Annotated in this window: 23 protein-coding genes; 15 read left to right on the top strand and 8 right to left on the bottom strand. The window is 54.6% G+C overall.

Translation table 11 applies throughout. The features are described from left to right. Positions 1 to 21: 21 nt before the first annotated feature. The 8 genes from DXB00_RS07675 to dnaA all read right to left on the bottom strand — a co-directional run bounded on the left by DXB00_RS07675 (position 22) and on the right by dnaA (position 7,879). Positions 22 to 1,044 (bottom strand): threonine aldolase family protein, encoded by a 1,023-nt coding sequence (locus tag DXB00_RS07675; protein WP_118729261.1) that lies wholly within the window; start codon positions 1,042 to 1,044, stop codon positions 22 to 24. 11 nt (positions 1,045 to 1,055) lie between these two features. Beyond that, positions 1,056 to 2,996: a DNA topoisomerase (ATP-hydrolyzing) subunit B gene (gene gyrB, locus DXB00_RS07670; RefSeq protein ID WP_118360549.1), complete on the bottom strand. Its 1,941-nt coding sequence runs from the start codon at positions 2,994 to 2,996 to the stop codon at positions 1,056 to 1,058. Positions 2,997 to 3,149: 153 nt separating this feature from the next. Further along, positions 3,150 to 3,410: an extracellular matrix regulator RemB gene (gene remB / locus DXB00_RS07665; protein ID WP_110435761.1), complete on the bottom strand. Its 261-nt coding sequence runs from the start codon at positions 3,408 to 3,410 to the stop codon at positions 3,150 to 3,152. A gap of 269 nt (positions 3,411 to 3,679) precedes the next feature. Beyond that, positions 3,680 to 4,792 carry a DNA replication/repair protein RecF gene (gene recF / locus DXB00_RS07660; RefSeq protein ID WP_118729260.1) on the bottom strand — a complete coding sequence of 371 codons (1,113 nt, stop codon included), beginning with the start codon at positions 4,790 to 4,792 and terminating at the stop codon, positions 3,680 to 3,682. A gap of 75 nt (positions 4,793 to 4,867) precedes the next feature. Continuing rightward, positions 4,868 to 5,074 carry a S4 domain-containing protein YaaA gene (gene yaaA, locus DXB00_RS07655; RefSeq protein ID WP_110435759.1) on the bottom strand — a complete coding sequence of 69 codons (207 nt, stop codon included), beginning with the start codon at positions 5,072 to 5,074 and terminating at the stop codon, positions 4,868 to 4,870. Then, entirely contained in the window at positions 5,067 to 5,672 is a 606-nt protein-coding gene (locus DXB00_RS07650; protein ID WP_158581274.1) for a DNA polymerase III subunit beta, read from the bottom strand. The genes yaaA and DXB00_RS07650 overlap by 8 nt, the downstream gene beginning before the upstream one ends. A gap of 5 nt (positions 5,673 to 5,677) precedes the next feature. Next, positions 5,678 to 6,175, bottom strand: coding sequence for a DNA polymerase III subunit beta (locus tag DXB00_RS07645; protein WP_119214720.1), 498 nt, complete (start codon positions 6,173 to 6,175; stop codon positions 5,678 to 5,680). Positions 6,176 to 6,601: 426 nt separating this feature from the next. Further along, the gene (dnaA, locus tag DXB00_RS07640) at positions 6,602 to 7,879 is read right to left on the bottom strand and encodes a chromosomal replication initiator protein DnaA (protein WP_243022633.1); all 1,278 of its coding nucleotides are present in this window, start codon (positions 7,877 to 7,879) and stop codon (positions 6,602 to 6,604) included. Positions 7,880 to 8,426: 547 nt separating this feature from the next. On the opposite strand from dnaA, the gene rpmH reads away from it, so the two are divergent. The 15 genes from rpmH to DXB00_RS07565 all read left to right on the top strand — a co-directional run bounded on the left by rpmH (position 8,427) and on the right by DXB00_RS07565 (position 22,955). After that, positions 8,427 to 8,561, top strand: a complete 135-nt coding sequence (gene rpmH, locus DXB00_RS07635) for a 50S ribosomal protein L34 (protein WP_110435757.1) — start codon at positions 8,427 to 8,429, stop codon at positions 8,559 to 8,561. 306 nt (positions 8,562 to 8,867) lie between these two features. Continuing rightward, positions 8,868 to 9,212: a ribonuclease P protein component gene (gene rnpA / locus DXB00_RS07630; protein WP_110435756.1), complete on the top strand. Its 345-nt coding sequence runs from the start codon at positions 8,868 to 8,870 to the stop codon at positions 9,210 to 9,212. Next, the gene (yidD, locus tag DXB00_RS07625) at positions 9,209 to 9,421 is read left to right on the top strand and encodes a membrane protein insertion efficiency factor YidD (protein WP_117491172.1); all 213 of its coding nucleotides are present in this window, start codon (positions 9,209 to 9,211) and stop codon (positions 9,419 to 9,421) included. Before rnpA ends, yidD begins: the two co-directional genes overlap by 4 nt. 257 nt (positions 9,422 to 9,678) lie before the next feature. Beyond that, complete coding sequence (locus tag DXB00_RS07620; protein WP_158581273.1) at positions 9,679 to 10,704, top strand: YidC/Oxa1 family membrane protein insertase; 1,026 nt, start codon at positions 9,679 to 9,681, stop codon at positions 10,702 to 10,704. After that, positions 10,689 to 11,726 carry an RNA-binding cell elongation regulator Jag/EloR gene (gene jag / locus DXB00_RS07615; RefSeq protein ID WP_118564344.1) on the top strand — a complete coding sequence of 346 codons (1,038 nt, stop codon included), beginning with the start codon at positions 10,689 to 10,691 and terminating at the stop codon, positions 11,724 to 11,726. The genes DXB00_RS07620 and jag overlap by 16 nt, the downstream gene beginning before the upstream one ends. A 15-nt stretch (positions 11,727 to 11,741) precedes the next feature. Next, complete coding sequence (gene mnmE, locus DXB00_RS07610) at positions 11,742 to 13,103, top strand: tRNA uridine-5-carboxymethylaminomethyl(34) synthesis GTPase MnmE (protein WP_110435752.1); 1,362 nt, start codon at positions 11,742 to 11,744, stop codon at positions 13,101 to 13,103. A 374-nt stretch (positions 13,104 to 13,477) separates the two neighbouring features. Further along, positions 13,478 to 15,364 (top strand): tRNA uridine-5-carboxymethylaminomethyl(34) synthesis enzyme MnmG, encoded by a 1,887-nt coding sequence (mnmG, locus tag DXB00_RS07605; RefSeq protein WP_119214718.1) that lies wholly within the window; start codon positions 13,478 to 13,480, stop codon positions 15,362 to 15,364. Beyond that, positions 15,361 to 16,065: a 16S rRNA (guanine(527)-N(7))-methyltransferase RsmG gene (rsmG, locus tag DXB00_RS07600; protein ID WP_119214717.1), complete on the top strand. Its 705-nt coding sequence runs from the start codon at positions 15,361 to 15,363 to the stop codon at positions 16,063 to 16,065. The genes mnmG and rsmG overlap by 4 nt, the downstream gene beginning before the upstream one ends. A 261-nt stretch (positions 16,066 to 16,326) precedes the next feature. Beyond that, positions 16,327 to 17,160, top strand: coding sequence for a ParB/RepB/Spo0J family partition protein (locus tag DXB00_RS07595; protein WP_243022631.1), 834 nt, complete (start codon positions 16,327 to 16,329; stop codon positions 17,158 to 17,160). Positions 17,161 to 17,765: 605 nt separating this feature from the next. Then, on the top strand, positions 17,766 to 18,542 hold the full coding sequence (locus DXB00_RS07590) for a ParA family protein (protein ID WP_110435749.1): 777 nt from the start codon (positions 17,766 to 17,768) through the stop codon (positions 18,540 to 18,542). Continuing rightward, positions 18,542 to 19,417, top strand: a complete 876-nt coding sequence (locus DXB00_RS07585) for a ParB/RepB/Spo0J family partition protein (protein ID WP_119214716.1) — start codon at positions 18,542 to 18,544, stop codon at positions 19,415 to 19,417. The genes DXB00_RS07590 and DXB00_RS07585 overlap by 1 nt, the downstream gene beginning before the upstream one ends. Positions 19,418 to 19,429: 12 nt before the next feature. Then, complete coding sequence (locus tag DXB00_RS07580; protein ID WP_110435747.1) at positions 19,430 to 19,999, top strand: hypothetical protein; 570 nt, start codon at positions 19,430 to 19,432, stop codon at positions 19,997 to 19,999. Between the two features lie 33 nt (positions 20,000 to 20,032). Then, positions 20,033 to 21,325 (top strand): serine--tRNA ligase, encoded by a 1,293-nt coding sequence (gene serS, locus DXB00_RS07575; protein ID WP_118729254.1) that lies wholly within the window; start codon positions 20,033 to 20,035, stop codon positions 21,323 to 21,325. Between the two features lie 33 nt (positions 21,326 to 21,358). Further along, positions 21,359 to 21,751, top strand: a complete 393-nt coding sequence (locus DXB00_RS07570) for a thioesterase family protein (RefSeq protein WP_118729253.1) — start codon at positions 21,359 to 21,361, stop codon at positions 21,749 to 21,751. Between the two features lie 289 nt (positions 21,752 to 22,040). Next, positions 22,041 to 22,955 (top strand): DUF6017 domain-containing protein, encoded by a 915-nt coding sequence (locus tag DXB00_RS07565; RefSeq protein ID WP_119214715.1) that lies wholly within the window; start codon positions 22,041 to 22,043, stop codon positions 22,953 to 22,955. The last annotated feature ends 32 nt before the right edge of the window (positions 22,956 to 22,987 follow it).

Here is a 22,987-nt window from a genome sequence, read left to right as displayed (position 1 = left end):
GAAAACGACTGTTTTTATCGCTTAGAGGATACTGAGAAGCTCGTCCACCTGCTCCTCGGTCGTCGCCCAGCTGGTCGTCAGACGGATGACCGTATGCTCCGCGTCGTATTTCTCTATAAAGCTGTAAACTACCTTGGTTTTCAGTTCAGGCAGTCTGCTGTTTTCTACAATGATGAACTGCTGGTTGGTGGGGGACTCGATCGCGAAGCGATATCCCTTTGCTTTGAGACCGTCCCGCAGCTTGATGGCGAGTTTGACCGCCGGTGCGCAGATTTTCTCGTACAGCCCATCAGTGAACAAGGCATCGAACTGCAGCGCGTTCAGACGGCCCTTTGCGATCATTGCGCCGCGGCGCTTGACCATCGTGACAAACTGGCGCGGCATATTTCCGTGCGTGAACACAACGGCTTCACCGCAGAGTGCGCCGCATTTGGTGCCGCCGATGTAGAACACATCAGTGAGCTTTGCGATGTCTGCCAGTGTCACATCGGTATCCGCCGTGAGGCCGTAGCCGAGGCGTGCACCATCCAGAAACAGCGGCATGGCAAACTCCTTGCAAACGGCAGAAATGCGCTCCAGCTCGTTTCTCGTGTAAAGCGTGCCGTATTCAGACGGATGGGAGATGTACACCATGCCGGGAAATACCATATGGTCATGGCTTGCGTCCGCGTAAAAGGTCTGAACATATTCGCGGAGATCGTCCGCATCTAGCTTGCCGTTCTTATGCGGAACGGTCAGCACCTTGTGTCCGGTGGACTCGATGGCGCCGGCTTCATGCGTGTTCACATGCCCGCAGGAGGACGCCACAACGCCCTCATACGGACGGAGCAGCGTATCAATAACGACCATGTTGGTCTGTGTGCCGCCCGTCAGAAAATACACCTGAGCGTCCGGGCAGTCCGCCGCCGCTTTAATCTTTTCTGCCGCCGAAGCGGTAAATTTATCGTTGCCGTAGCCGGAAACCGGCTCCATATTCGTCTGTGCCAGATGTTCTAAAACCTTGGGGTGTGCGCCATAACCGTAATCATTTTCAAAAAACAGCATAGTTTTCTCCCTTATACGTCCAAATTCATTACATATTTTGCATTTCGCTCGATAAATTCGCGTCTGGGTTCTACCTTTTCGCCCATCAGGAGTGCAAAGGTTTCATCGGCGGCTGCCGCGTCCTCCATCGTAACCTGCAGCAGTGTACGATGCTCCGGGTCCATGGTGGTCTCCCACAGCTGCTGCGGATCCATCTCGCCGAGGCCCTTGTAGCGCTGTACGCGCACGTTGTCGCCCATTTCAGCGATGCAGTCGCGCTGCTGCTCCTCGGTGTAGGTGTAGCGGACATCCTTGCCCTTTTCGTTCTTGAACAGCGGCGGCTGTGCGATGAACACATGGCCGTGCTCGATCAGCGGGCGCATGAAGCGGAAGAAGAATGTCAGCAGCAGGGTGCGGATATGGCTGCCGTCCACATCGGCATCGGCCATCAGGATGATCTTGCCGTAACGCAGCTTTGCGAGGTCAAAATCATCACCGAAGCCCGCGCCGAACGCGGTAATCATCGGAGTCAGCTTGTCGTTGCCGTAAACACGGTCGAGACGCGCTTTTTCGACGTTCAGCATCTTGCCCCACAGCGGCAGGATCGCCTGATGACGGCGGTCGCGGCCTTCCTTGGCGGAGCCGCCTGCGGAATCACCCTCGACGATGTAGATTTCGGTGTAGGTCGGATCCTTTTCAATGCAGTCCGCCAGCTTGCCCGGCAGGGAAGCCGAATCCAGTGCAGACTTGCGGCGGGTCATCTCGCGCGCCTTCTTTGCAGCCTCGCGGGCACGCGCGGCGGTCTGCGCCTTTTCGATGATGGTGCGCGCTACCTGCGGGTTCTCCTCGAAGAAGGTCATCAGCTTCTCGGAAACCATCGCGTCCACCAGCGCACGCATTTCGCTGTTGCCCAGTTTGGTCTTGGTCTGGCCCTCGAACTGTGCTTCCTGCAGCTTGACCGAGATAATCGCGGTCAGACCCTCACGCGCGTCCTCGCCCTTGAAGGACTCATCGTCCTTGAGCAGCTTGTATTTCTTGCCGTAATCGTTGAGTACACGGGTAAGAGCAGCCTTAAAGCCGGTCTCGTGCGTACCGCCCTCGGTGGTGTTGATGTTGTTGGCAAAGGACAGCATCAGCTCGCTGTAGCTGTCGGTATACTGCATGGCAACCTCGGCCATCGAGGTATCGCGGCTGCCCTCCATGTAGATCACCTGATCGTGCAGCGGCGTCTTCGTGCGATTGAGGTGCTCCACGAACTGACGGATACCGCCCTCGTAGTGCATGACCTCCTCGACCGGCTCATCGTCGCGCTCGTCGCGCAGCGTGATCTTGAGTCCGGCGTTCAGGAACGCCTGCTCGCGCAGACGCTTTTCGAGTACATCGTATTCGTAGACCGTAGTCTCGAAGATCTCCGGGTCCGCGTGGAAGCGGATGGTCGTGCCGGTTTCGCTCTCACACGGCGTATCGCGCATCTTGACGGTCGTTACACCGCGCTCAAAGCGCATGTAGTGCTTGGTATGGCCATCGCGTACCTCGGCCTCCAGCCAGTCGGACAGCGCGTTTACGACCGACGAACCAACGCCGTGCAGGCCGCCGGATACCTTGTAGCCGGAACCGTCGAACTTGCCGCCTGCGTGCAGGACGGTGAGTACAACCTCGAGCGTTGGGATGCCCATCTGCGGGTGAATACCGCAGGGAATACCACGGCCGTTATCGGCAACGCGGATGATATCGCCCTTTTCAATCGTAACTTCGATGTGCGTGCAGTAGCCTGCCAGCGCCTCGTCGATCGAGTTATCGACGATTTCGTACACCAGATGGTGCAGACCGCGTGCCGAGGTAGAGCCGATGTACATACCCGGGCGTTTGCGGACAGCCTCTAAGCCTTCGAGTACCTGAATCTGATTTTCATCATAGGTCTCGGTAACCTTCAGGTCGAGCACTTCGTCCTTGATTTCGATTTCTTCACTCATATCGTTAAATTTCCTTTCCAGAAATTGCGGGAACAAAATAATTGAGAATTGAAAATGGAAAATGCCGCTATCCTTGCGCGGTTATGCTTTTATTAAATCACAGCGCACCGCGCCGAACCTCATTCTCCATTACCCATTCTCAATTTTCAATTATCAAACGGCGTAGCCCTTTTCCGCACGTCTTTGAATAGCCTGCGGAGAAAGCTGCGTCAGGTACAGGGTCTCGCCGAGGGCGTTTTCGCACAGCACAGCCGCACGCGGCAGATCGTCGTACAGCTCGATGATCCGTCCCTCGTCCTGCAGGCGTTCGAGCAGCAGGCGCGTGCGCTTGGATGCGGTCGCCGTGTCCATATCGAACACCGCAACTACGCTCTGCAAGGGCACGATGTAGTCCTGACCTAAATGTAAATACATTCTATTCCTCCGGAATAATTAGAAATTAGTAATGCGTAATTAAAGTCCTGCGGATTTTCTATCCGTTTCAACAATCGCGCCGTGCGCGACACCCCAATTCCTAATTACTAACTGGATTTAATTATACCACTTTTTTCACTAATTGTGTACCCTAAACCTAAGGAAAAACAAATATTTCTCTGTTTTTTTGAAAGAAAACAAGGGCACGGCAGGGAATTTCGAGGTGGTATCTGTTCCCGCCGTGCAATAGTTTGTAAAAATATGTGATTTTAGTGTGTTTCTGCGGATTTTTTGCCGTTTTGGATATGGAAAACCGCGCCTGCACGCAGCTTTTCCGAGATGCCGTCCTCGCAGCAGGTGATCATGACCTGACCCGCCGATATGCGGTTGAGCACAAAGTCCTGACGACGGCGGTCAAGCTCGCTGAGCACATCGTCGAGCAGCAGCACCGGATACTCGCCGTCCTCGTCGAAGAACAGCTCACGCTCGGCGAGTTTAAGCGATAATGTGCAGGTCCGCACCTGTCCCTGAGAGCCGAAGGAAGCGGCACTGCGGCCATCCAGCAACAGCTCCAAATCGTCCTTATGCGGACCGGAGAGACAGCTTTTTGCTGCAATCTCAGCGGTCTTATGGCTGAACGCATGGTCGATGAGTTGCTTTTCGATTGTCCGTGCGTCTGCAAACGGGTCGCTGACACTCGACACGGTCTTATACACACCGGAGAGCACCTCGTGCGGCGCAATATCCGCATAGACGGCGGCCGCAGCCTTGAGCAGCTTACGGCAGTAGTACGCGCGGTAGCGGATAATCTGCGCGCCGATATGCGCCATGCGAAGCGAGAAATCCTCCCACATGGAGAGCAGGGAAGGCTTTTCTTCACTGTCGCGCAGAATGCGCGTTTTATGCTCGTGCAGACGGTTGTACTCCTCGAGATAGCGCGCATAGTTTGGCCGCATCTGGCACAGCGCAGTATCGAGAAACCGACGCCGAGCCGCCGCTCCGGCGCGGACAAGCATCAGGTCCTCCGGGCAGAACAGTACGGTTTTGAGCAGTCCCTGTGTGTCTGACTGGCGTTTCTGTCGCACACCGTTTTTATAGATTTCCATCGCTTTGGTGCGGGAAAACCGCAGTTCAAGCGAAATATCGCGCTCCTGCGCGACAAAATCCGCAAAGATGAAAGCATGATTCTCTCCGAACCGCAGCCCCTCTTTTTTCTGAGCCGTGCGAAACAGCCGCATGGTCGAGCAGGCCGCTGCCGCTTCGAGCAGGTTGGTTTTGCCCTGTCCGTTTTCGCCGCAGATCAGGTTGACCGCCGGATCGAACGCAAACGATTCGTCCGCGTAGTTGCGGAAATTCTGCAGTTTTAACGACTTGATGTACATGGCTTCTCCATATTAGGCGATTTGTATGATAACGGACACGCAAAATTGCGTTCGTTATCATACATAGTGTTTATTTTATTTGATGCAGACCTTCGCGCCGTCCAGCTCTACCGTGTCACCGGAACGCAGTTTTTTGCCGCGCATGGTGCAGATTTCGCCGTTTACCAGCACTTCGCCCTCGGCAATGCGGATCTTCGCTTCGCCGCCGGAGCTTACCAGGTTTGCAAATTTGAGCAGTGCATCAAGTTTGATGAATTCGGTTTCAATTTTAATTTCAGTCATTGGCTTTCAGTCTCACAGGCAGTACAAGATAGGTGTATTTATCGCCTTCCATCGGCGAAATGATCATCGGGTTGAGCGCTCCCTTGAGCTGCAGCTTCACCTGCTCATCGCCGGCCGCGCGCAGCGCCTCCAGAATGTAACGGTTGTTGAAGCCGATCTCAAGGTTCTCGATCGAGCCGTCAAACGGGCATTCGTCATAACTCTTGCCGATCGCGGTCACGCACGACATCTGCACATACGAGCCGTCAAAGTGGAAGCGGATCGGGTTTTTCAGCTTTTCCGACACGATCAGGGAGACACGCTCGATGCACTGGATCAGCTCCTGGCGATCCGCCGAAACCTCGTGCTCGAACTCCTTCGGAATGGCCGCACGGTAGTTGAGAAACTCGCCGTCGATCAGACGGGTGATGAGGGTCGTGCCGCCGATGCGGAACAAAATGTTCTTGGAATCCGGGAAAATCTCGACAATATCGTCATCATCGTCCAGAATTCGTTCGATCTCGCGCAGGGACGTGCCCGGCACAACAAACTTCATATCATCGGGAACGCCCTCGACGGTCTCACGGCGTACAGACAGGCGGTAGCCGTCAACGGCCACGACGTTCAGGCGGCTGCCTCGATTTCAAACAAGCAGCCGGTGTGGATGGGCTTGGATTCGTTATCCGAAACCGAGAAAATGGTCTGCGCGATCATGCTCTTGAGGATGGGCTGCGGCAGAGAGAGTCCCTTGTCGCTGGCCACATCAGCCAGAGCCGGATATTCGTCAGCCTCGCTGGCCATCAGGTTGAACACCGACCGGCCGCACTTGATGGTGGTCATCAGCTTGTCGTCGGTCTCAAGGTAGACCACGTCCTGCGGCAGCTTGCGAACGATGTCACAGAACAGACGGGAATTCAGTACGATTCTGCCGGGCTCTACCACATCGACCTGCGCGGTCGTGCGGATGCCCATGGACAGATCGTAGCCGGTGATGGTCAGAGTGTCTGCATCGGCTGCCAGCAGCAGACCTTCGAGCAGCGGCATCGAGCTTTTGCCGGTTACTGCGCGGGAGGCGATGTTGAGCAAATTCAGCAGGGTTTCTTTTTCACAGGAAAACTTCATAGTTGCTCCTCTCAAAAATGGAAATAAAACAAAGAGTCGATTTATGCAATGTTTGCATATTTATAAATATGCATCGGCGAATACTGTGCGATGGCACACACCTCTTAATGACTGTGTCCTCGACACGCGAACAGCTTTCAGCAGGTATTGCCGGCGGCGAGAAAGATCACACAGAATAGAAAGATAGGATATAGTATTCGTAGTAGTACCTGGGGAAATTGGGGAAAACCCGAAAATCCTCAGGTATGGCGCGGGAAATGTCGTACACAGGAGGTTGTGGATGAAAAATAAACGATACACAGTGAAAATAACCCCACTGTTTATCCACAGAGTTATCCATGTGGAATCCACAGGTTGATTGGGGATAATTAGGCTGTGCATTTTTAGGCTGTGGAAAAGCCGTTTTGCACGAATGCACGGTAAAGATCAGCCGTCGCCGCGGATATTATTATGCAGCTTTTTGATGACGTCCTCGGTCTCACGGGAGTTCTTGCGCTCCTCCTCGATCTTGTTGCAGGCGTGCATGACGGTGGTATGGTCGCGCTTGAATATCTTTGCAATATCGGGGAAGGAGTATTCAAGCTCCTGCCGGATCATGTACATTGCCATCTGCCGCGGGTAGGCCACATCCTTGGAGCGGTTCTGCGAGATCATCTGCTCGACCGGGATATAGAAGTAGTTCGCTACCGCTTCCATAATGCGCTCCGGTGTCGGATTGAGACCCGGATTCTCGGTGCGCAGCGCGTCAATCGCGTTTTCCGCGAGCGAAACCGTGATGCGTTCGCCCATCAGCTCGTGCATGGCCTTGATCTTTTTGACTGCGCCTTCGAGCTGGCGGATATTTGCCTGAATATTCTCTGCAATGTAGTTGGATACGTCATCGGGCAGTTCAACGCCCATTTTGACCGCTTTATCACGGATAATAGCGATTCTGGTCTCAAAATCAGGCGGCTGAATATCAGCCAGCAGACCCCATTCAAAACGGGTCTTCATGCGGTCCTCGAGTGTGTTGATTTCCTTCGGCGGACGGTCAGAAGTGAGCACGATCTGCTTTTTTGCCTCATAAAGCGCGTTAAAGGTATGGAAAAATTCCTCCTGCGTGCGCTCCTTGCCGGCGATGAACTGCACGTCATCCAGCAGCAGCAGGTCAACCATGCGGTACTTGTTGCGGAATGCCTGTACGTTGCCTTCCTGGATGGCGGTGATCAGCTCGTTGGTGAAATCCTCACCCTTTACATATATAATGCGGTATTCTGGATGGGTGCGGCGCAGCACGTTTGCGATCGCATACATCAGATGCGTTTTGCCCAGACCCGAGTTGCCGTAGATGAAAAGAGGGTTGTTCTCTGCCGCCGGGCGCTGCGAAACCGCAAGTGCAGCCGCATGCGCGAATTTGTTGCTCGAACCAACGATAAAACGCTCAAATGTGTAGTCGTCATACGGAGAAGTGCTCGTGCTCGGCGCGGTGTATTCGCCGGTCACCACAACGACCGTGATCGGGTCGCCGGTCAGGTTGTGCAGCACATCCTGCAGAGGAGCGATAAATTTGGACTCGATAAATTCTTTCTTAAAGGGCACCGGAGAGTGCAGCACCAGCCGATTATCCCCAAAGGAAACGACCGTTACGTCGTCAAACCAAGCGGAAATGGTGGAAGGAGGGAAGTCCAGCTGCTCGAGCGCCATCTCCAATATATTGTTTGCCATAGGGCGCCTCCTGTCGATAATGATTCTATTTTATAATAGCATATTTTATCCACAAGTTCAATGCGTCGATGTGGATAACTGTTCGGCGGTGTGCCGCGTGGCAGCGTGATTTTGAACAGCCGAACCGGTTTATTTACTTTGCGGAATTTAAAAAAATCGGCTTTTTTTACGTCAAAAAAATCGAGAATTAAAGCCGATTGGGAAAAATGCACGGCGTTTTTTATGAAAACTGCGGAATTTCTGCAAAAATTCATCGAGAATAGACGGATTTTCCGCGAAAATCCGAAAATCCGCAGATTGCCGAAAACCGAGATTCCGCAAGCCATTGAGCATATGTTTCTACTTATCCACAACATGTTGACAACCTGTGCAAACTGCTGAAATTCGTTCCGAGGGTCGGAAAAAATACTTGACAAAATCGAACCTATATAGGATAATAAATATCGTATCCTATTATGCAGACAGGCAGCGGCATATGCCCGCGTCTTGCGCCGGACCTATGCCGGTGCCCATCTGTAAATTTTAGAACAGGGAGGTGCACAAAGTTATGAAGAGAACGTTCCAGCCGAAGAAGCGTCAGCGCTCCAAGGAGCACGGCTTCCGTAAGCGTATGTCCACGTCCAACGGCCGCAAGGTACTTGCACGCCGTCGCGCTAAGGGTCGCGCTAAGCTGTCTGCTTAATGACAGCCTGTAAAGGGAGTATTCAGACTTCCTGAAAATTCGCGCCAGCGGCGCAAAAGAGTTCGTAACGAGCCGCATTCGTGCGGCTCGTTTTTTCGTTTACGGGCAACACCACTCCAGCAATCGCTGTCTGAAGCGGTGTCATTCTGTTTAGGGTGCAGTCCATGCAGCGAAAATACGGTATTCAGGTTCGGATTTTACTGACCGAAACGAACGAAACAGTAAAATCAGCTTTGCAAACCATCAGATGCAAAGAAAAAATACGTTTTTTTCGAGGGCATCAGGAAAAAACGGGAGCATCAGAAGATGAAAAAAACAGTATCCTTAAAGGAAAACCACGAATTCCGCCGATTGTATCATCGTGGCGTGTCCACGGCAGGAAAACACGTTGTGATCTACTGCCGCAGGAACAAGCTCGGCTACAACCGGCTGGGACTCACCGTCAGCGCCAAGCTGGCGTGTGCGGTGAAAAGAAACCGCATCAAGCGTTTGTTTCGTGAGGCGTACCGTCTCAACGAGGACAAATTTGCCGACGGCATCGACCTTGTGCTGGTCGCACGGGTACGGGCCGTAGGCGCAAGCTATCAGGAAATCGAAAAATCGCTGCTGCGTGCCTTGAAGGACAACAAGGTTGCGGCAGCTCGGACATGAAGCGGCTGCTGCTGGCGATGATCCGGTTTTATCGCCGGTATATTTCTCCAAACAAACCGCCCTGCTGCCGGTATATCCCGACCTGCTCGCAGTATGCGATCGAGGCCATCGAGAAATACGGTGCACTCAAGGGCGGCTGGCTGGCGTTTAAGCGCATCTGCCGCTGCAATCCTTTCTCTAAGAGAGGACCCTATGACCCGGTTCCTTAATTATTCGTCCGAAACCATGCTTTCGGACGAGAAGGACATATCACGTCAAACGCGGATATGTCCCGGGCGAAAATCTGCGCGTCGCTCTGCGGCACACAGATTTTCTTTCTTGTATAGATTCCGAGGCACATGTCCCCGAAATTTATGGAAATTCGGAGAATTTCCGATGAAATACCGCCTTACGGCGGTAAAGTGAGGATTTTGCTTTGCAAAATCCTTTTCACTGTGTCATTTTACAATTTAACATGGAGGTTTTTATGACCCTGGATCAACTTTCTAACCTGATCAAAGATCCGAAACTGTTCGGTATTTTGATCGTTCGACCGTTCGGCCTGCTCCTGCAGTGGCTGTACAGCATCGTGCAGAACTACGGTATCGCCGTTATCCTGTTCGCGCTGTTGGTAAAGCTGGTCTGCATCCCGCTGACCATCAAGAGCAAGAAGAGTATGCTCGCCATGAGCGCGATGAACGCCGAGCTCCAGCAGCTGCAGAAGAAGTACGCGAACAACCGTGTCAAGCTGAACGAAGAGATGCAGAAGCTGTATGAGAAGCACGGCGTCAGCCCGATGAGCGGCTGTCTGCCCAACCTCATCCCGCTGCCGATCATGATGGGTCTGTACTACGCGGTTCAGCAGCCGCTGCAGTACATCGTCGGCCTGAGCCGCGAGACAGTTATCGCATTGGCGCAGATGATCGGTCTGGATCAGCTTGCGGGCGCAAACTACACCGTTCAGATCCTGATCGCCGAGAAGCTGAACGCTTTCGTGGACGGAAGCGGCCATTTCTCGGATGCTGTTACCAACTGCCTGCAGAGCGGCGAGACCATTTTCCCGCTGGATTTCCACTTCTTTGGTCTGAATCTGGCTGATACGCCGTCTATCTCTCATCCGAGCATTATCTGGATCATCCCGATTCTGTCCGGTCTGACCGCATTCCTGTCCTCCTACATCATGCAGAAGATGCAGGGCACGCAGAACTCTGCGGCAGCAGGTCAGATGAAGATGCTCAACTTTATGATGCCGCTGATGTCGCTGTACTTTGCGTTCATCCTTCCGGGTGCGATCGGCATCTACTGGATCTTCAACAACGTATTTACCTGCGTACAGGAGATCATCCTCACCAAGACGCTCCGCGGCAAGCAGGAGGCCAAGCAGGCTGCTGAGGTGCCCGCATCGAGGCAGAGAAGCAGGCCAAGCGTGAAGCACACAAGGCTGCACAGAAGCAGCAGTCCCAGAACGCAAAGAACAAAAAGGGGGACAAGTAAATCATGCAGAAGTTTTTAGAGGCTACCGGTGAAAACCGTGACGCAGCAGTCGAGAATGCCCTCAAGCAGCTCGGTCTGGAGCGCGACGATGTATCGGTAGAGGTACTCGAGATCGGCAAAAAGGGCTTTCTGGGTATCGGCGCAACGCCGGCACGCGTGCGCGTGACCTATGAAGCACCGGATATTCCGGCGGCAAAGCCGGAGGTAAAGCGTGAGGAGCGCAAGCCCGCTCCCAAGGCTGAGCCGAAGCAGGAGAAGCCTGCTGTCAAGGCGGAAAAGCCGGCTCCGAAGCAAGAGAAACCCGCTGAGAAGCCGCAGAAGCTGTCCATCACCACGGATGATAACACGCCTCGTCTGGTAAAGGCTGCTCCGGCAGATTTTGTACCGGAAAAGCTGGAGTTTGAGCGTCCGCCGCGCCGTGAGCGCAGCGACCGTCCGCGCCGTGACCGCGGCGACCGCAATGGCCGTGACCGCCGTCCGCGCCGCCCGCGTGAGGACCGTCCGATCACGCCGTCCGTTCCCAAGGAGCGTGAGCTGATCCCGGTTTCCGAAGCAGGCATGCAGCAGGCGGAAAAGCTGGCTACCGATTTTGTAACCGGTCTGCTGGCAAAGATGGGCGTTGAGGGTCAGGTTAAGACCCTGCCTCAGGTAGAGTGCGACCAGCTCCGTCTGGAGATTTCCGGTCCGGATATGGGCCCGATCATCGGCCGCCGCGGCGACACGCTGGATGCCATCCAGTACCTCGGCTCTCTGGTGCTGAATAATGCACTGGATGAGCACGTTCGTCTGTCTGTCGATACCGAAAACTACCGCGAGAAGCGCGCGGAAAGCCTGGAGCGTCTGGCCCGCAAGATGGCGATGAAGGTCGTTAAGGCGCATCGCTCCATGACGCTCGAGCCGATGAACCCGTATGAGCGCCGCATCATCCATGCCGCGCTGCAGGACTTCAACGGTGTGACCACCTATTCGACCGGCACCGAGCCGGGTCGCCGCGTTGTTATTGCGCCGGATAACAGCTATCGCAACCGCGACCGCGGTTAAATCGGGGTATTCGTTATGAACGATACGATTGCCGCAATTTCCTCCTCCGGCGGACCGATCGGTTTGATCCGCGTGTCGGGTGAACGCGCAATCGAAGCGATAAATGCCGTTTTTCAGGCGAAGAACGGCAAGCCGCTTACGGAAGCACCCTCGCAGAAGCTGGTTTACGGCACGCTGACGGACAAGTCCGGTAATGTGATCGACTGCTGCTACGCTGTCGCGCTGCATGCACCGCACACCTATACGGGTGAAACGATGGCGGAGCTGCAGTGCCACGGCTCGACAGCCGTGCTGTGTGCCGGTCTGGACGCTCTGTTCGCGCAGGGCGTGCGGCAGGCAGAGGCAGGTGAGTTTACCCGCCGCGCCTTCTTAAACGGCAAAATGGGCCTTTCTGAGGCTGAAGCCGTGCATGATCTGATCACCGCGCGCACCGCAGAGGCGGCGCAGAATGCGGCGGCACAGGTCATGGGCGCGGTCGGCTCTCCCGTGCAGCAGATGCGCGATGAGCTGCTCGGCATGGTGGCGCATTTCCACGCGGTCGTGGATTTCCCGGACGAGGACATTGATCCGGTGCTGTTCGAGGACGCCGCAGCACTGCTGCACCGCACGACAAGCCGTCTGTACAGCATGGCGGAAAGCTATGAGCGCGGCCGTATTCTTAGAGAAGGCGTACCGTGCGTTATCCTCGGAAGGCCGAACGCCGGCAAGTCCACGCTGCTGAACACGCTGCTCGGCCGCGAGCGGGCGATCGTGACCGATATTCCGGGAACGACCCGCGATCTCATCGAGGAGAATGTCAAGGTCGGACAGATTCTGCTTCGCGTGACCGACACCGCCGGTCTGCGCAACACGGACGATCCGGTGGAGCAGGCGGGCATTGACCGGGCGATGGCGGAGGCTTCGGCTTCCTCGCTCATCCTAGCTGTGTTTGATGGCTCCAAGCCCATCAGTGACGAGGATATGCTCGTGCTGGCACGCTCGGCAGGCCACCGCGCGATCGCGGTTGTGAACAAGGTCGATCTGCCGCAGCAGCTGGATGAAAAGCTGCTGAAAAAGCACTTCCTGCATATCGTGCCGCTTTCTGCGAAAACCGGTGACGGACTGGATAAGCTGCTCAATCTTATCCCGCGAACCGTGGGTCTGGGCGACGGTGCGTTTGACGGTGCACTCATCACTAACGCAAGACAGGCGGCGGCGCTGGCGCGTGCTGCCGAACGCTGTGAAGCAGCGCTGTATGCGGCGCAATCCGGTATGACGCCGGATGCGGTCGTGATGGATGCCGAGGGCGCGATTACCGCACTGGGCGAGATCACCGGCGAAACCGTGACCGATGCGGTCGTTACCCGCATTTTCAGCGACTTCTGCGTCGGAAAGTGATGCAGCTGCAGCTGCTATTAAGAGAAATTGCACTTAAAATTCAGAGAGGACGTTTGCAATCTGTGCAAACGTCCTCTTTTATTTTATGCTGAAATCGTGTATGATATATACTGTATGTCCGCAGGTAAAAATGAGGTAAAAACCACTTGTGCACAACTTCTATCCGGCGGTATACGAGATATAGTGGACAACCCGGAAAATTGCCCTATATTTAACTACTTATTGTAATAATAAAACGGAAATAAAACTGTGCGTATAAAAATATGGTCAAAAACTCACAAGTTATCAACAGTATCCACAGAGTTATCAACAGTTACGCACAGGTTTCACACAACCGAAATCACAGGAATTTTTTGAAAGGGGAGAGAGCGCCAATGACGGTTTTTCCGGCGGAGAGTTTTGATGTAGCGGTGATCGGCGCCGGTCATGCCGGTATTGAGGCGGCACTGGCTGCAGCACGTTTGGGTGCAAAAACAGCGTGTTTTTCGATCAATTTGGACGCCGTAGGCAATATGCCGTGCAATCCGGCGATCGGCGGCACAGCTAAGGGACACCTTGTACGCGAGATAGATGCGCTCGGCGGTGAGATGGCGCGTGCGGCTGACGCGGCCTGCATCCAGTACCGCATGCTCAACCGCGGCAAGGGACCGGCAGTGCACTCGCTGCGTGCACAGGCCGACCGCATTAAATACAGAGAGTATATGAAGCACACGCTTGAGCGGCAGGAAAACCTGTTCCTCATGCAGGACGAGATCGTTTCCGTTGAGGTGGAGAACGGTGCCGTTTCCGCGGTTGTTACCGCCATCGGCGCACGACATCCGGTCAAGGCGGCTGTCATTGCGTCCGGCACATTCCTCGGCGGACGTGTGATCATCGGCGAGTATACCCGTGAATCCGGTCCGGACGGCATGGCGGCAGCCAAGCCGCTCACCGAGTCGCTGCGCGGTCTGGGACTGCGGCTGCAGCGGTTTAAGACGGGTACGCCGCCGCGCATCAATCGCCGTTCAATCAATTATACCGATCTGGCGGAGCAGGCCGGTGAGGATGAGATCATCCCGTTTTCGTTCGAGACCGACCACCCGCCGGACAACCGCGCGGTGTGTTATCTGACCTATACGACCGCGAAAACACATGAAATCATCCGCGCAAATCTGAGCCGTTCGCCGCTGTACGGCGGCCAGATTGAGGGCGTGGGACCGCGCTATTGTCCGTCTATCGAGGACAAAGTGGTGCGCTTTGCGGATAAGCCGCGCCACCAGCTGTTCCTTGAGCCGATGGGTCTGGACACCGAGGAGGTCTATGTGCAGGGCTTCTCGTCGTCCATGCCGTTCGACGTGCAGCGGGAGATGCTGCGCTCGGTCAAGGGATTGGAGAACGCGGAGATTATGCGGCCGGCGTATGCCATCGAGTATGACTGCATTGATCCGTTGGAGCTGCGGCCGACGCTCGAGACTAAAAAGGTGCCCGGACTGTACGGCGCAGGCCAGTTCTGCGGCTCGTCCGGCTATGAGGAGGCGGCCGCGCAGGGACTGGTTGCGGGCATCAATGCTGCGCTCAAAATCAAGGGTGAGGAGCCGCTTGTACTCGACCGTGCGGACGGCTACATCGGTACGCTGATCGACGATCTGGTGACGCGCGGCACGAGCGAACCCTACCGCATGATGACCTCACGCTCGGAATACCGCCTGCTTCTGCGGCAGGATAACGCAGATGAACGTCTGGTGCCGATCGGTGTTCGAGTTGGCTTGAATTCGCCGGAACGCGGCGAAAAGGTGCGTAAAAAGTACGAAGCAGTGCAGGCAGAGATCGACCGCACAGCCTCGGTCGGCGTGGCGCCGAGCGATAAATTGAACGGCTTTCTTGCGGGTAAAAACTCCACACCGCTCAAGGCGGGCTGCAAGCTGATCGACCTGCTGCGCCGCCCGGAACTCAGCTATGCGGACCTTGCAATGTTCGATCCTGAGCGTCCGGAGCTGCCCGCTGTTATCCGTGAGCAGGTGGAAATCCGCGTCAAATACGCGGGCTATATCGAGCGCCAGATGCGCGATGTGGAGCAGTACCGCAAGCTGCAGAGCCGCCCGCTGCCGCTCGATCTGGACTACAACGAGGTGGACTCGCTGCGACTGGAAGCACGTCAGAAACTGAACGCCGTCAAGCCGCTGAATTTCGGTCAGGCGGCTCGTATTTCGGGCGTTTCACCGGCGGATATCACGGCACTGATGATCTACATCGAGACCCATAAAAAGGAGGAAAAGGCATGACCGAACGCGAGCTTTTGACCGCCGGTCTGCGCGAGCTGGGCGTCGCAGAGTGTCCGTCTGCAGCGGACAACTTACTGCGTTATTCCGAGATTCTGCGCGAGAAAAACAAGGTTATGAATCTGACTGCCATTACCGATCCGACCGAAATCGTGACCCGGCATTTCCTCGATTGCGCGGCACTTGCACCGTATATGCCGCAGGATGGACGCGTGCTCGATGTGGGAACGGGAGCCGGTTTTCCGGGCATGCCGCTGGCGATTCTGTGCCCGCAGACCGAGTTTGTGCTGCTCGACGCACTGCGCAAGCGCATTGATTTTCTAAATGAAGTCATCGCCGAACTGGGCCTGACCAACGTTACGGCGGTGCATGCCCGTGCGGAGGATTACGCCAGAGACAACCGCGGCACGTTTGATCTTGCGGTGTCGCGTGCGGTAGCCGATCTGCGCGTGCTGAGTGAACTGGCGCTGCCGATGGTCAAGGTCGGGGGTGCGTTCCTCGCCATGAAGGCCGAAGACTGCACAGAGGAAGTTGAAACAGCGGCAAACGCCCGCACGGTTCTCGGTGCGCCGGACGCTGAAGTGCTGCACTACACTGTGCCGTTCGGTGAGGTTTCCCGCGCCATCGTGCGCCTGCAGAAAACGCAGGAAACACCGGAAAAGTATCCGCGCCGCTTCAAGAAAATACAGACTTCGCCGCTGTAAATCAGGCGAGAAATATACGGAAAGTACCCCTCTGTACGGAAAATTACAGAGGGTATTTTTTGTCCGAAAATAGGGGAAAATATAGATATCAGGTAGAATTTGTCATGTTTTCGTCGAATTTTGCAGATTGCGCGGTCGATTTTACTTGTCAATATGTAATTATATGGTAATCTATTACCAAGGGCGACATTTCTGCTGGTGGTGCGGCAGAGATAAACGCGAATAAAATGAACGATAAGACGAATTGGAGAGTGGTTGACCATGATGTCTGTATTAACACTGGTTTCCGGAAAAGAGGATCGCACGCTGCGGCGTATTCGCGTGAGTGAGATTGCGCGCAATCCCAATCAGCCGAGGAAATACTTTGATCCGGAGGCAATTGCGCAGTTGGCAGAGAGCATTCGGCAGTACGGCGTACTCAATCCGCTGACCGTACGGCGTGCGCCCGGAGGCGGTTACGAGCTGGTGGCAGGGGAGAGAAGGCTGCGCGCTGCGCGTGTTGCGGGGCTTAACGATGTACCGTGTCTGCTGATTGCGGCGGATAACGAAGATTCCTCGGCGATTGCGCTCGTGGAGAACCTGCAAAGGCGTGATCTGGATTTTTTCGAGGAAGCCTATGGCTTCAAGCGTCTGATTGATCAGTACGGACTGACGCAGGAGGAAGCCGCGCGCAAAGTGGGGAAAACACAGTCTGCGGTGGCAAATAAGCTGCGTCTGCTGCGGCTTTCTCCGCAAAATATGGAATTGATTCGCAGTGCGAACCTTACAGAGCGGCACGCGCGCTGTCTGCTGCGTCTGCGTGATGACGAGGAACGGATGAACGCCACACACTATATTATCGAGAACGAATTAAACGTCAGCCGATCGGAGGAGTATATCGAGAACCTGCTGGAGCAGAAAAAGCATCCGGAGTTGACCGAGCCGCCGCATAAGGATAATGTTGTGCGGCTTATTAAGGATGTGCGTTTTTTCCTGAATACGCTCAATCGGGCGGTCGGCGTGATGGTGGACGCCGGAATCGGTGCAACCGTAGACCGGCAGGAAAACGAGGATGGGATTACGCTGACAATCAATATTCCGCACGCAAAAAGCTGATGTTTCACGTGAACACTTTTGTTCCACAGGAGGGCGGATTTTGTTTCACGTGAAACATTTAATGGTCGCTTGTGAAGCGAACCTGACTTGCCTGCCCGGCAGGGGCACAAGAGGGTAGACACCTACGGTTTCCACCCTCTTGTGAAGCACCCCTTTCCCTTTAGGAAGCACGGCGAAAATCGGAGAGCGGCAACTGCTGCGAAAAAGGGGAACGGCAGTTGGATTACTCTTGTATGACTTTCGTAGACTATTCGCAGTTCACAGATAATGTACTGCTACACATGTCAGCTACTCTACGCAGGCGCGACATGACAGTGTCGCGCGATCTTTTTACGTGCTGTTACGGACAGCACTTCTGGGTAAAGTTGGAGAAAGTCGGAAAGCGTGTAGAAGTATATATAATAAGGTAAGAGAGCCGAACGGCTCTCTTTTGTTTCACGTGAAACAAAAGCCGGTTAATTTACCAGTTGTATCCTGTAAAACGGCAAAATACTTGATGTTTCACGTGAAACAGCTGTAAAAATACTGCGATTGCTTTGCAATTAAAAGTGCAATGTGATATAATGAAATCCGTAGAAAAAAACCATGGACGAGAGGAAATGACTATGGGGAAGATTATCGCGTTTGCCAATCAAAAGGGCGGCGTGGGAAAAACTACAACCGCTATCAACCTCGCGGCAGCGTTGTCGGAGCGCGAAAAGCGCGTTCTGCTGTGTGATTTCGATCCACAGGGCAATGCAACCTCCGGTTTTGGCGTGGATCCGCGCTCACTGGAAACCTCGATTTACGACCTGATCGTAGCCGACCAACCGGATGTCAAGAGCGCCATCGTATCGACTAAGTGGGTTGATCTGCTGGGCGCGAATGTTAATCTGGCGGGCGCTGAGTTGGATTTGATTGGAATGTCCGACCGAGAGTATCGTCTGAAAAACGTACTCGATCAGGTGAAGGACGATTACGACTATGTATTTATCGACTGTCCGCCGTCACTCGGTCTGCTGACTCTCAACTGCCTGTGTGCAGCCGACAGCTTTCTGGTGCCGCTGCAGTGCGAGTATTACGCGCTCGAAGGTCTGAGTCAGTTGATGACGACCGTGCGCATGGTAAAGAAGGCGCTCAACCGCAAGCTGGTGATGGAAGGCGTGCTGTTGACCATGTTTGACGGACGCACCAATCTGTCGATTCAGGTGGTTGAGGAAGTGAAAAAGCACTTCCCGGGCGAGGTGTTTTCGGCTGTTGTGCCGCGCAACGTGCGTTTGAGTGAAGCGCCGAGCCACGGCAAGCCCATAACGGCATACGACAGAATGTGCCGCGGCGCAGAGGCTTATCTGGCTCTCGCGGACGAGATTCTGAAGAAAAATGACCGAAAGGGGAGAAGCTGATGGCAGGCGCAAAAATGGGTCTGGGCGGCGGCTTGTCCAACCTTTTCGGCAGTGATACCAGCGATTTAATGGAAGAAAGTCTGGATAACGGCACAAAAAACCTGCCTTTGGCAAAAATCGAGCCGAATCCCGATCAGCCGAGGAAGGTCTTTGATCAGGTATCTCTGGACGAGCTGGCAGAGAGCATTCGCCTGCACGGTGTCATCACACCAATCACGGTGCGCAAGAGCGAGAAGGACGGCTACTACCAGATCATTGCAGGTGAGCGCCGCTGGCGTGCAGCACGTCAGGCAGGTTTGGAAGACATTCCTGCGATGGTGCTTGAGGCTGAGGAAAACGAGGTCATGGAGCTGGCACTGATCGAAAATCTGCAGCGGCAGGACCTGAACCCGATCGAAGAAGCCGAAGGTTATGAGCGTCTGATGAAGCAGTTCGGACTGACGCAGGAGCAGGTTGCCAAGCGCGTGGTCAAGTCCCGTTCGGCAGTGGCGAACGCACTGCGTCTGCTGGCTTTGCCGACCGAGGTGCGGACGATGGTCAGCGAAGGCGAAATCTCCGGCGGTCACGCGCGGGCAGTCCTTGCAGTAAACGAAGCGGATAAGCGCGTAGAGGCAGCCAGACAGATGGTCGGCCTGTCGGTCCGTCAGTCGGAGGCGCTGGCCAAGCGCATGAACAAAAAACCGGTCGAAAAGCCTGAGCAGTCGCCCGAGGTTTCCGTGGACTACATTGCCGAGCTGGAGAAGGAGCTGGAGGGCGCCCTCGGACGCAAGATCAGCATCCAGCAGGGAAAGCACAGCGGCCAGCTGACGCTGGAATATTACGGCGCAGAGGATTTGGAGCGGCTCAGTGAAGCACTCCGAAACCTGCGTGTATAAAGGAGGCAAGCAATGGACGAGCAGAATAAGCAGCCGGAACAGAACAAGCCGGAGAAAAAGCTCAGCCGCACCACGCTGACCTTTTATATCGTCGGACTGTTTTCTGTAGCGATTGCGCTGATCCTGATCAGCTATGTGGCGCAGTCGCGTGCGGATAAGCAGGTCGAAAATCTGAGCTCACAGCTGACACAGCAGCAGACCGTGGCACAGGGCGCAACCCAGAAAGTGGAAGATTTGCAGAAGCAGTATGACATACAGAACACTGCACTGGATAAGGTCCGCAAGACGCTGGACAGCGAGCAGGCGGCAACCGATGTAGTCGGCGCGACCGAGCAGCGTATGGAGGAGCGTGAGGTGTATCAGTACCTTGCGCAGATCGGCGTTTCTCTGGCGGCTAAGCAGACCGCGGATGCCCGCAAGACCTGCGACGAAATGCTGACGAAATACAGCGAGGAGCGTTTGTTGGGCAGCAGCGAGGATGGCTTTGATGAGAACATCAGCAAACTGTTCCAGTCGGTCAAAGCTGCACTGGAGCAGGCTGAGCAAGCGCAGGATGCAGAGCCGAACGACACGGAAGAATAACACGTATATAATGTAAAAGGAGATATAGATACAATGCTGGATATCAAATTTGTCCGCACCAATCCGGATGCGGTAAAGGAAAACATCAAGAAGAAGTTCCAGGACGAGAAGCTCCCGATGGTTGACGAGGTCATCGAGTTTGACGCGAAGTACCGTGCAGCCAAGACCCGCTGTGACGAGCTGCGTGCACAGCGCAACAAGAAGTCCAAGGAAATCGGCGGTCTGATGGCTAAGGGTCAGAAGGAAGAGGCTGAGAAGATCAAGGCCGAGGTTAAGGCAATGGCCGACGAGATGACCAAGCTCGAGGAGGACGAAAAGACCTTCGCTGAGGAAGTCAAGAACCGTATGATGGTCATCCCGAACATCATTGACCCGTCCGTTCCGATCGGCAAGGACGATTCCGAGAACGTTGAGATTGAGAAGTTTGGCGATCCGGTCGTTCCGGATTTCGAGGTTCCGTATCACGTTGATATTATGGAGTCCTTCGACGGCATCGACCTCGATGCTGCACGCCGCACCTCCGGCAACGGCTTCTACTACCTGAAGGGTGATATTGCCCGTCTGCATTCCTCCATCCTGTCCTACGCACGCGACTTCATGATCGACCGCGGCTTCACCTACTACATTCCGCCGTTCATGATTCACGGTGATGTCGTTAAGGGCGTTATGTCCTTTAAGGAAATGGAGAACATGATGTACAAGATCGAGGGCGAGGACCTGTACCTGATCGGTACCTCCGAGCACTCCATGATCGGCAAGTTCATCGACACCATCAACGATGAGGAAACCCTTCCGCAGACCCTGACCAGCTACTCTCCGTGCTTCCGTAAGGAAGTCGGCGCACACGGCATCGAGGAGCGCGGCGTATACCGTATTCACCAGTTTGAGAAGCAGGAAATGGTTGTTGTCTGCAAGCCGGAAGAGAGCAAGATGTGGTATGACAAACTGTGGCAGAACACGGTTGACTTCTTCCGTTCGATGGACATTCCGGTTCGTACGCTCGAGTGCTGCTCCGGCGACCTGGCTGACCTGAAGGTTAAGTCCTGCGACGTAGAGGCATGGTCGCCGCGCCAGAAGAAGTACTTCGAGGTAGGCTCCTGCTCCAACCTTGGCGACGCACAGGCTCGCCGTCTGGGCATCCGTGTCCGCAGCAAGGAGAATCCGAAGGAGCTGTACTTCGCACACACGCTGAACAACACCGTTGTTGCACCTCCGCGTATGCTGATCGCATTCCTCGAGAACAACCTGCGTGAGGACGGCTCGGTTGCAATCCCGAAGCCGCTTCAGCCGTATATGGGCGGCATGACTGAGATCCGCAGAAAGTAATTTATCTTACTATAGAAAAAAGGAGAGATTCCAATGCAGGTTGGTATTAAGGGCGAGAAGAAGTTCACCGTAACCAAGGATCAGCTGGCATGCAATGTAGGCAGCGGTCTGGTATCCGTGTTTGCCACCCCGATGATGATCGCAGCTATCGAGAACACTGCAGCAGGCAGCGTAGCCAGTGAGCTGGAAGAGGGTAAGACCACGGTCGGCACGCTGGTAAACGTAAGCCACGTTGCCGCTACGCCGGAGGGCATGGAAGTCCGCATCGAGACCGAGCTGACCGAGATCGCGCCGAACGGCAAGATGCTCACCTTCAAGGTTGCCGCATATGATGAGGCAGGCCTGATCGGTGAGGGCACGCATCAGCGCGCTATCGTAGCGAAGGAGCGCTTTGAGCAGAAGGCACAGAGCAAGCTGTCCAAGTAAAAATAAGCAAAAGAAAAACGCTGTGGAGAGATTCCACAGCGTTTTTTGTTGGTGCGAGTAGTGATACAGCATTTTTTGAAAACCATCGTATTACAATTTGTTTTTGAGGTCATCGGATAGCAACTTGCTTGTATCGCACCCCGATGGGTAGCTGTGTTTGAAATCCAGTTGCCTTTTATATACCACACAACCTAAAAATTATCAAGTACGCGCAGCGTTCACTTCTCCCATCACCGGGAGCAAATGGACGCTGCTTTTTTTGTTTGCAACGAAAGGAGGCATCCGTGAAATGGCAGTATTTCGGGTAGAAAAGAACAGCGGCTATACGGTCATGTCGAACCATCATCTGCGGAACCGGGCCTTGTCCCTGAAAGCCAAAGGCTTACTCTCCCAAATGCTCTCCCTGCCGGAAGATTGGGACTACACCCTGCAAGGACTGGCCCGTATCAACCGGGAAAGCATAGACGCGATACGGCAGGCCATCCGGGAACTGGAACAGGCAGGATACATCCAGCGTTCCAGAGAACGGGACGAGAAAGGGCGGCTGCGCGGTGCAGACTATGTGATTTTCGAGCTGCCGCAGCCCGTTCCTGCATCGGTTTCACCTACATTGGAAAATCCAACGTTGGAGAATCCCACGCAGGAAAACCCTACGTTGGAAAATCCAATGCAATTAAATAAAGATAAACTAATTACAGAAAAACAAAAGAAAGAGGGATTAAATACCGATTCCATTCCTATCCATTCCCCAAACCCCTTGCCTTTGGACGAGGACGAGACAGTGGCATCGCCGCCGGAACGGACAGGAAGCCGAAAGGAAGCGGCCTATCAAATCTACCGGGACCTGATTTTGGAGAACATCGAGTATGACACCCTCACCCAGAATCCCCGGATAGACCGGGAACAGCTGGACGAGATCGTGGACATCCTGCTGGAAACGGTCTGCACTTCCCGCAAGTCCATCCGGGTGGCCGGGGACGATTACCCGGCAGAGTTGGTCAAGGCGAAATTCCTGAAGCTGGACAGCCATCACATCGAGTTCGTCATGGACTGCCTGCGGGACAACACCACCAAAGTCCGCAACATCAAGCAATACCTGCGGGCCATGCTGTTCAACGCCCCCAGCACCATCAACAGCTACTATGCGTCCCTTGTGGCGCACGACATGGCACAGCCCGATTGGGGACGCCCGCCCAACACCTGACCGAAAGGAGTACCCATCCATGAGAACACTTT

It is taken from the genome of Butyricicoccus sp. OF10-2 (genome assembly GCF_003481925.1).
In the GTDB taxonomy this organism is placed as follows: Bacteria; Bacillota; Clostridia; order Oscillospirales; family Butyricicoccaceae; genus Agathobaculum; species Agathobaculum butyriciproducens.
The sequence above is the reverse complement of the archived record's forward strand: the minus strand, read 5'-3'. Positions and strand labels throughout refer to the sequence as shown.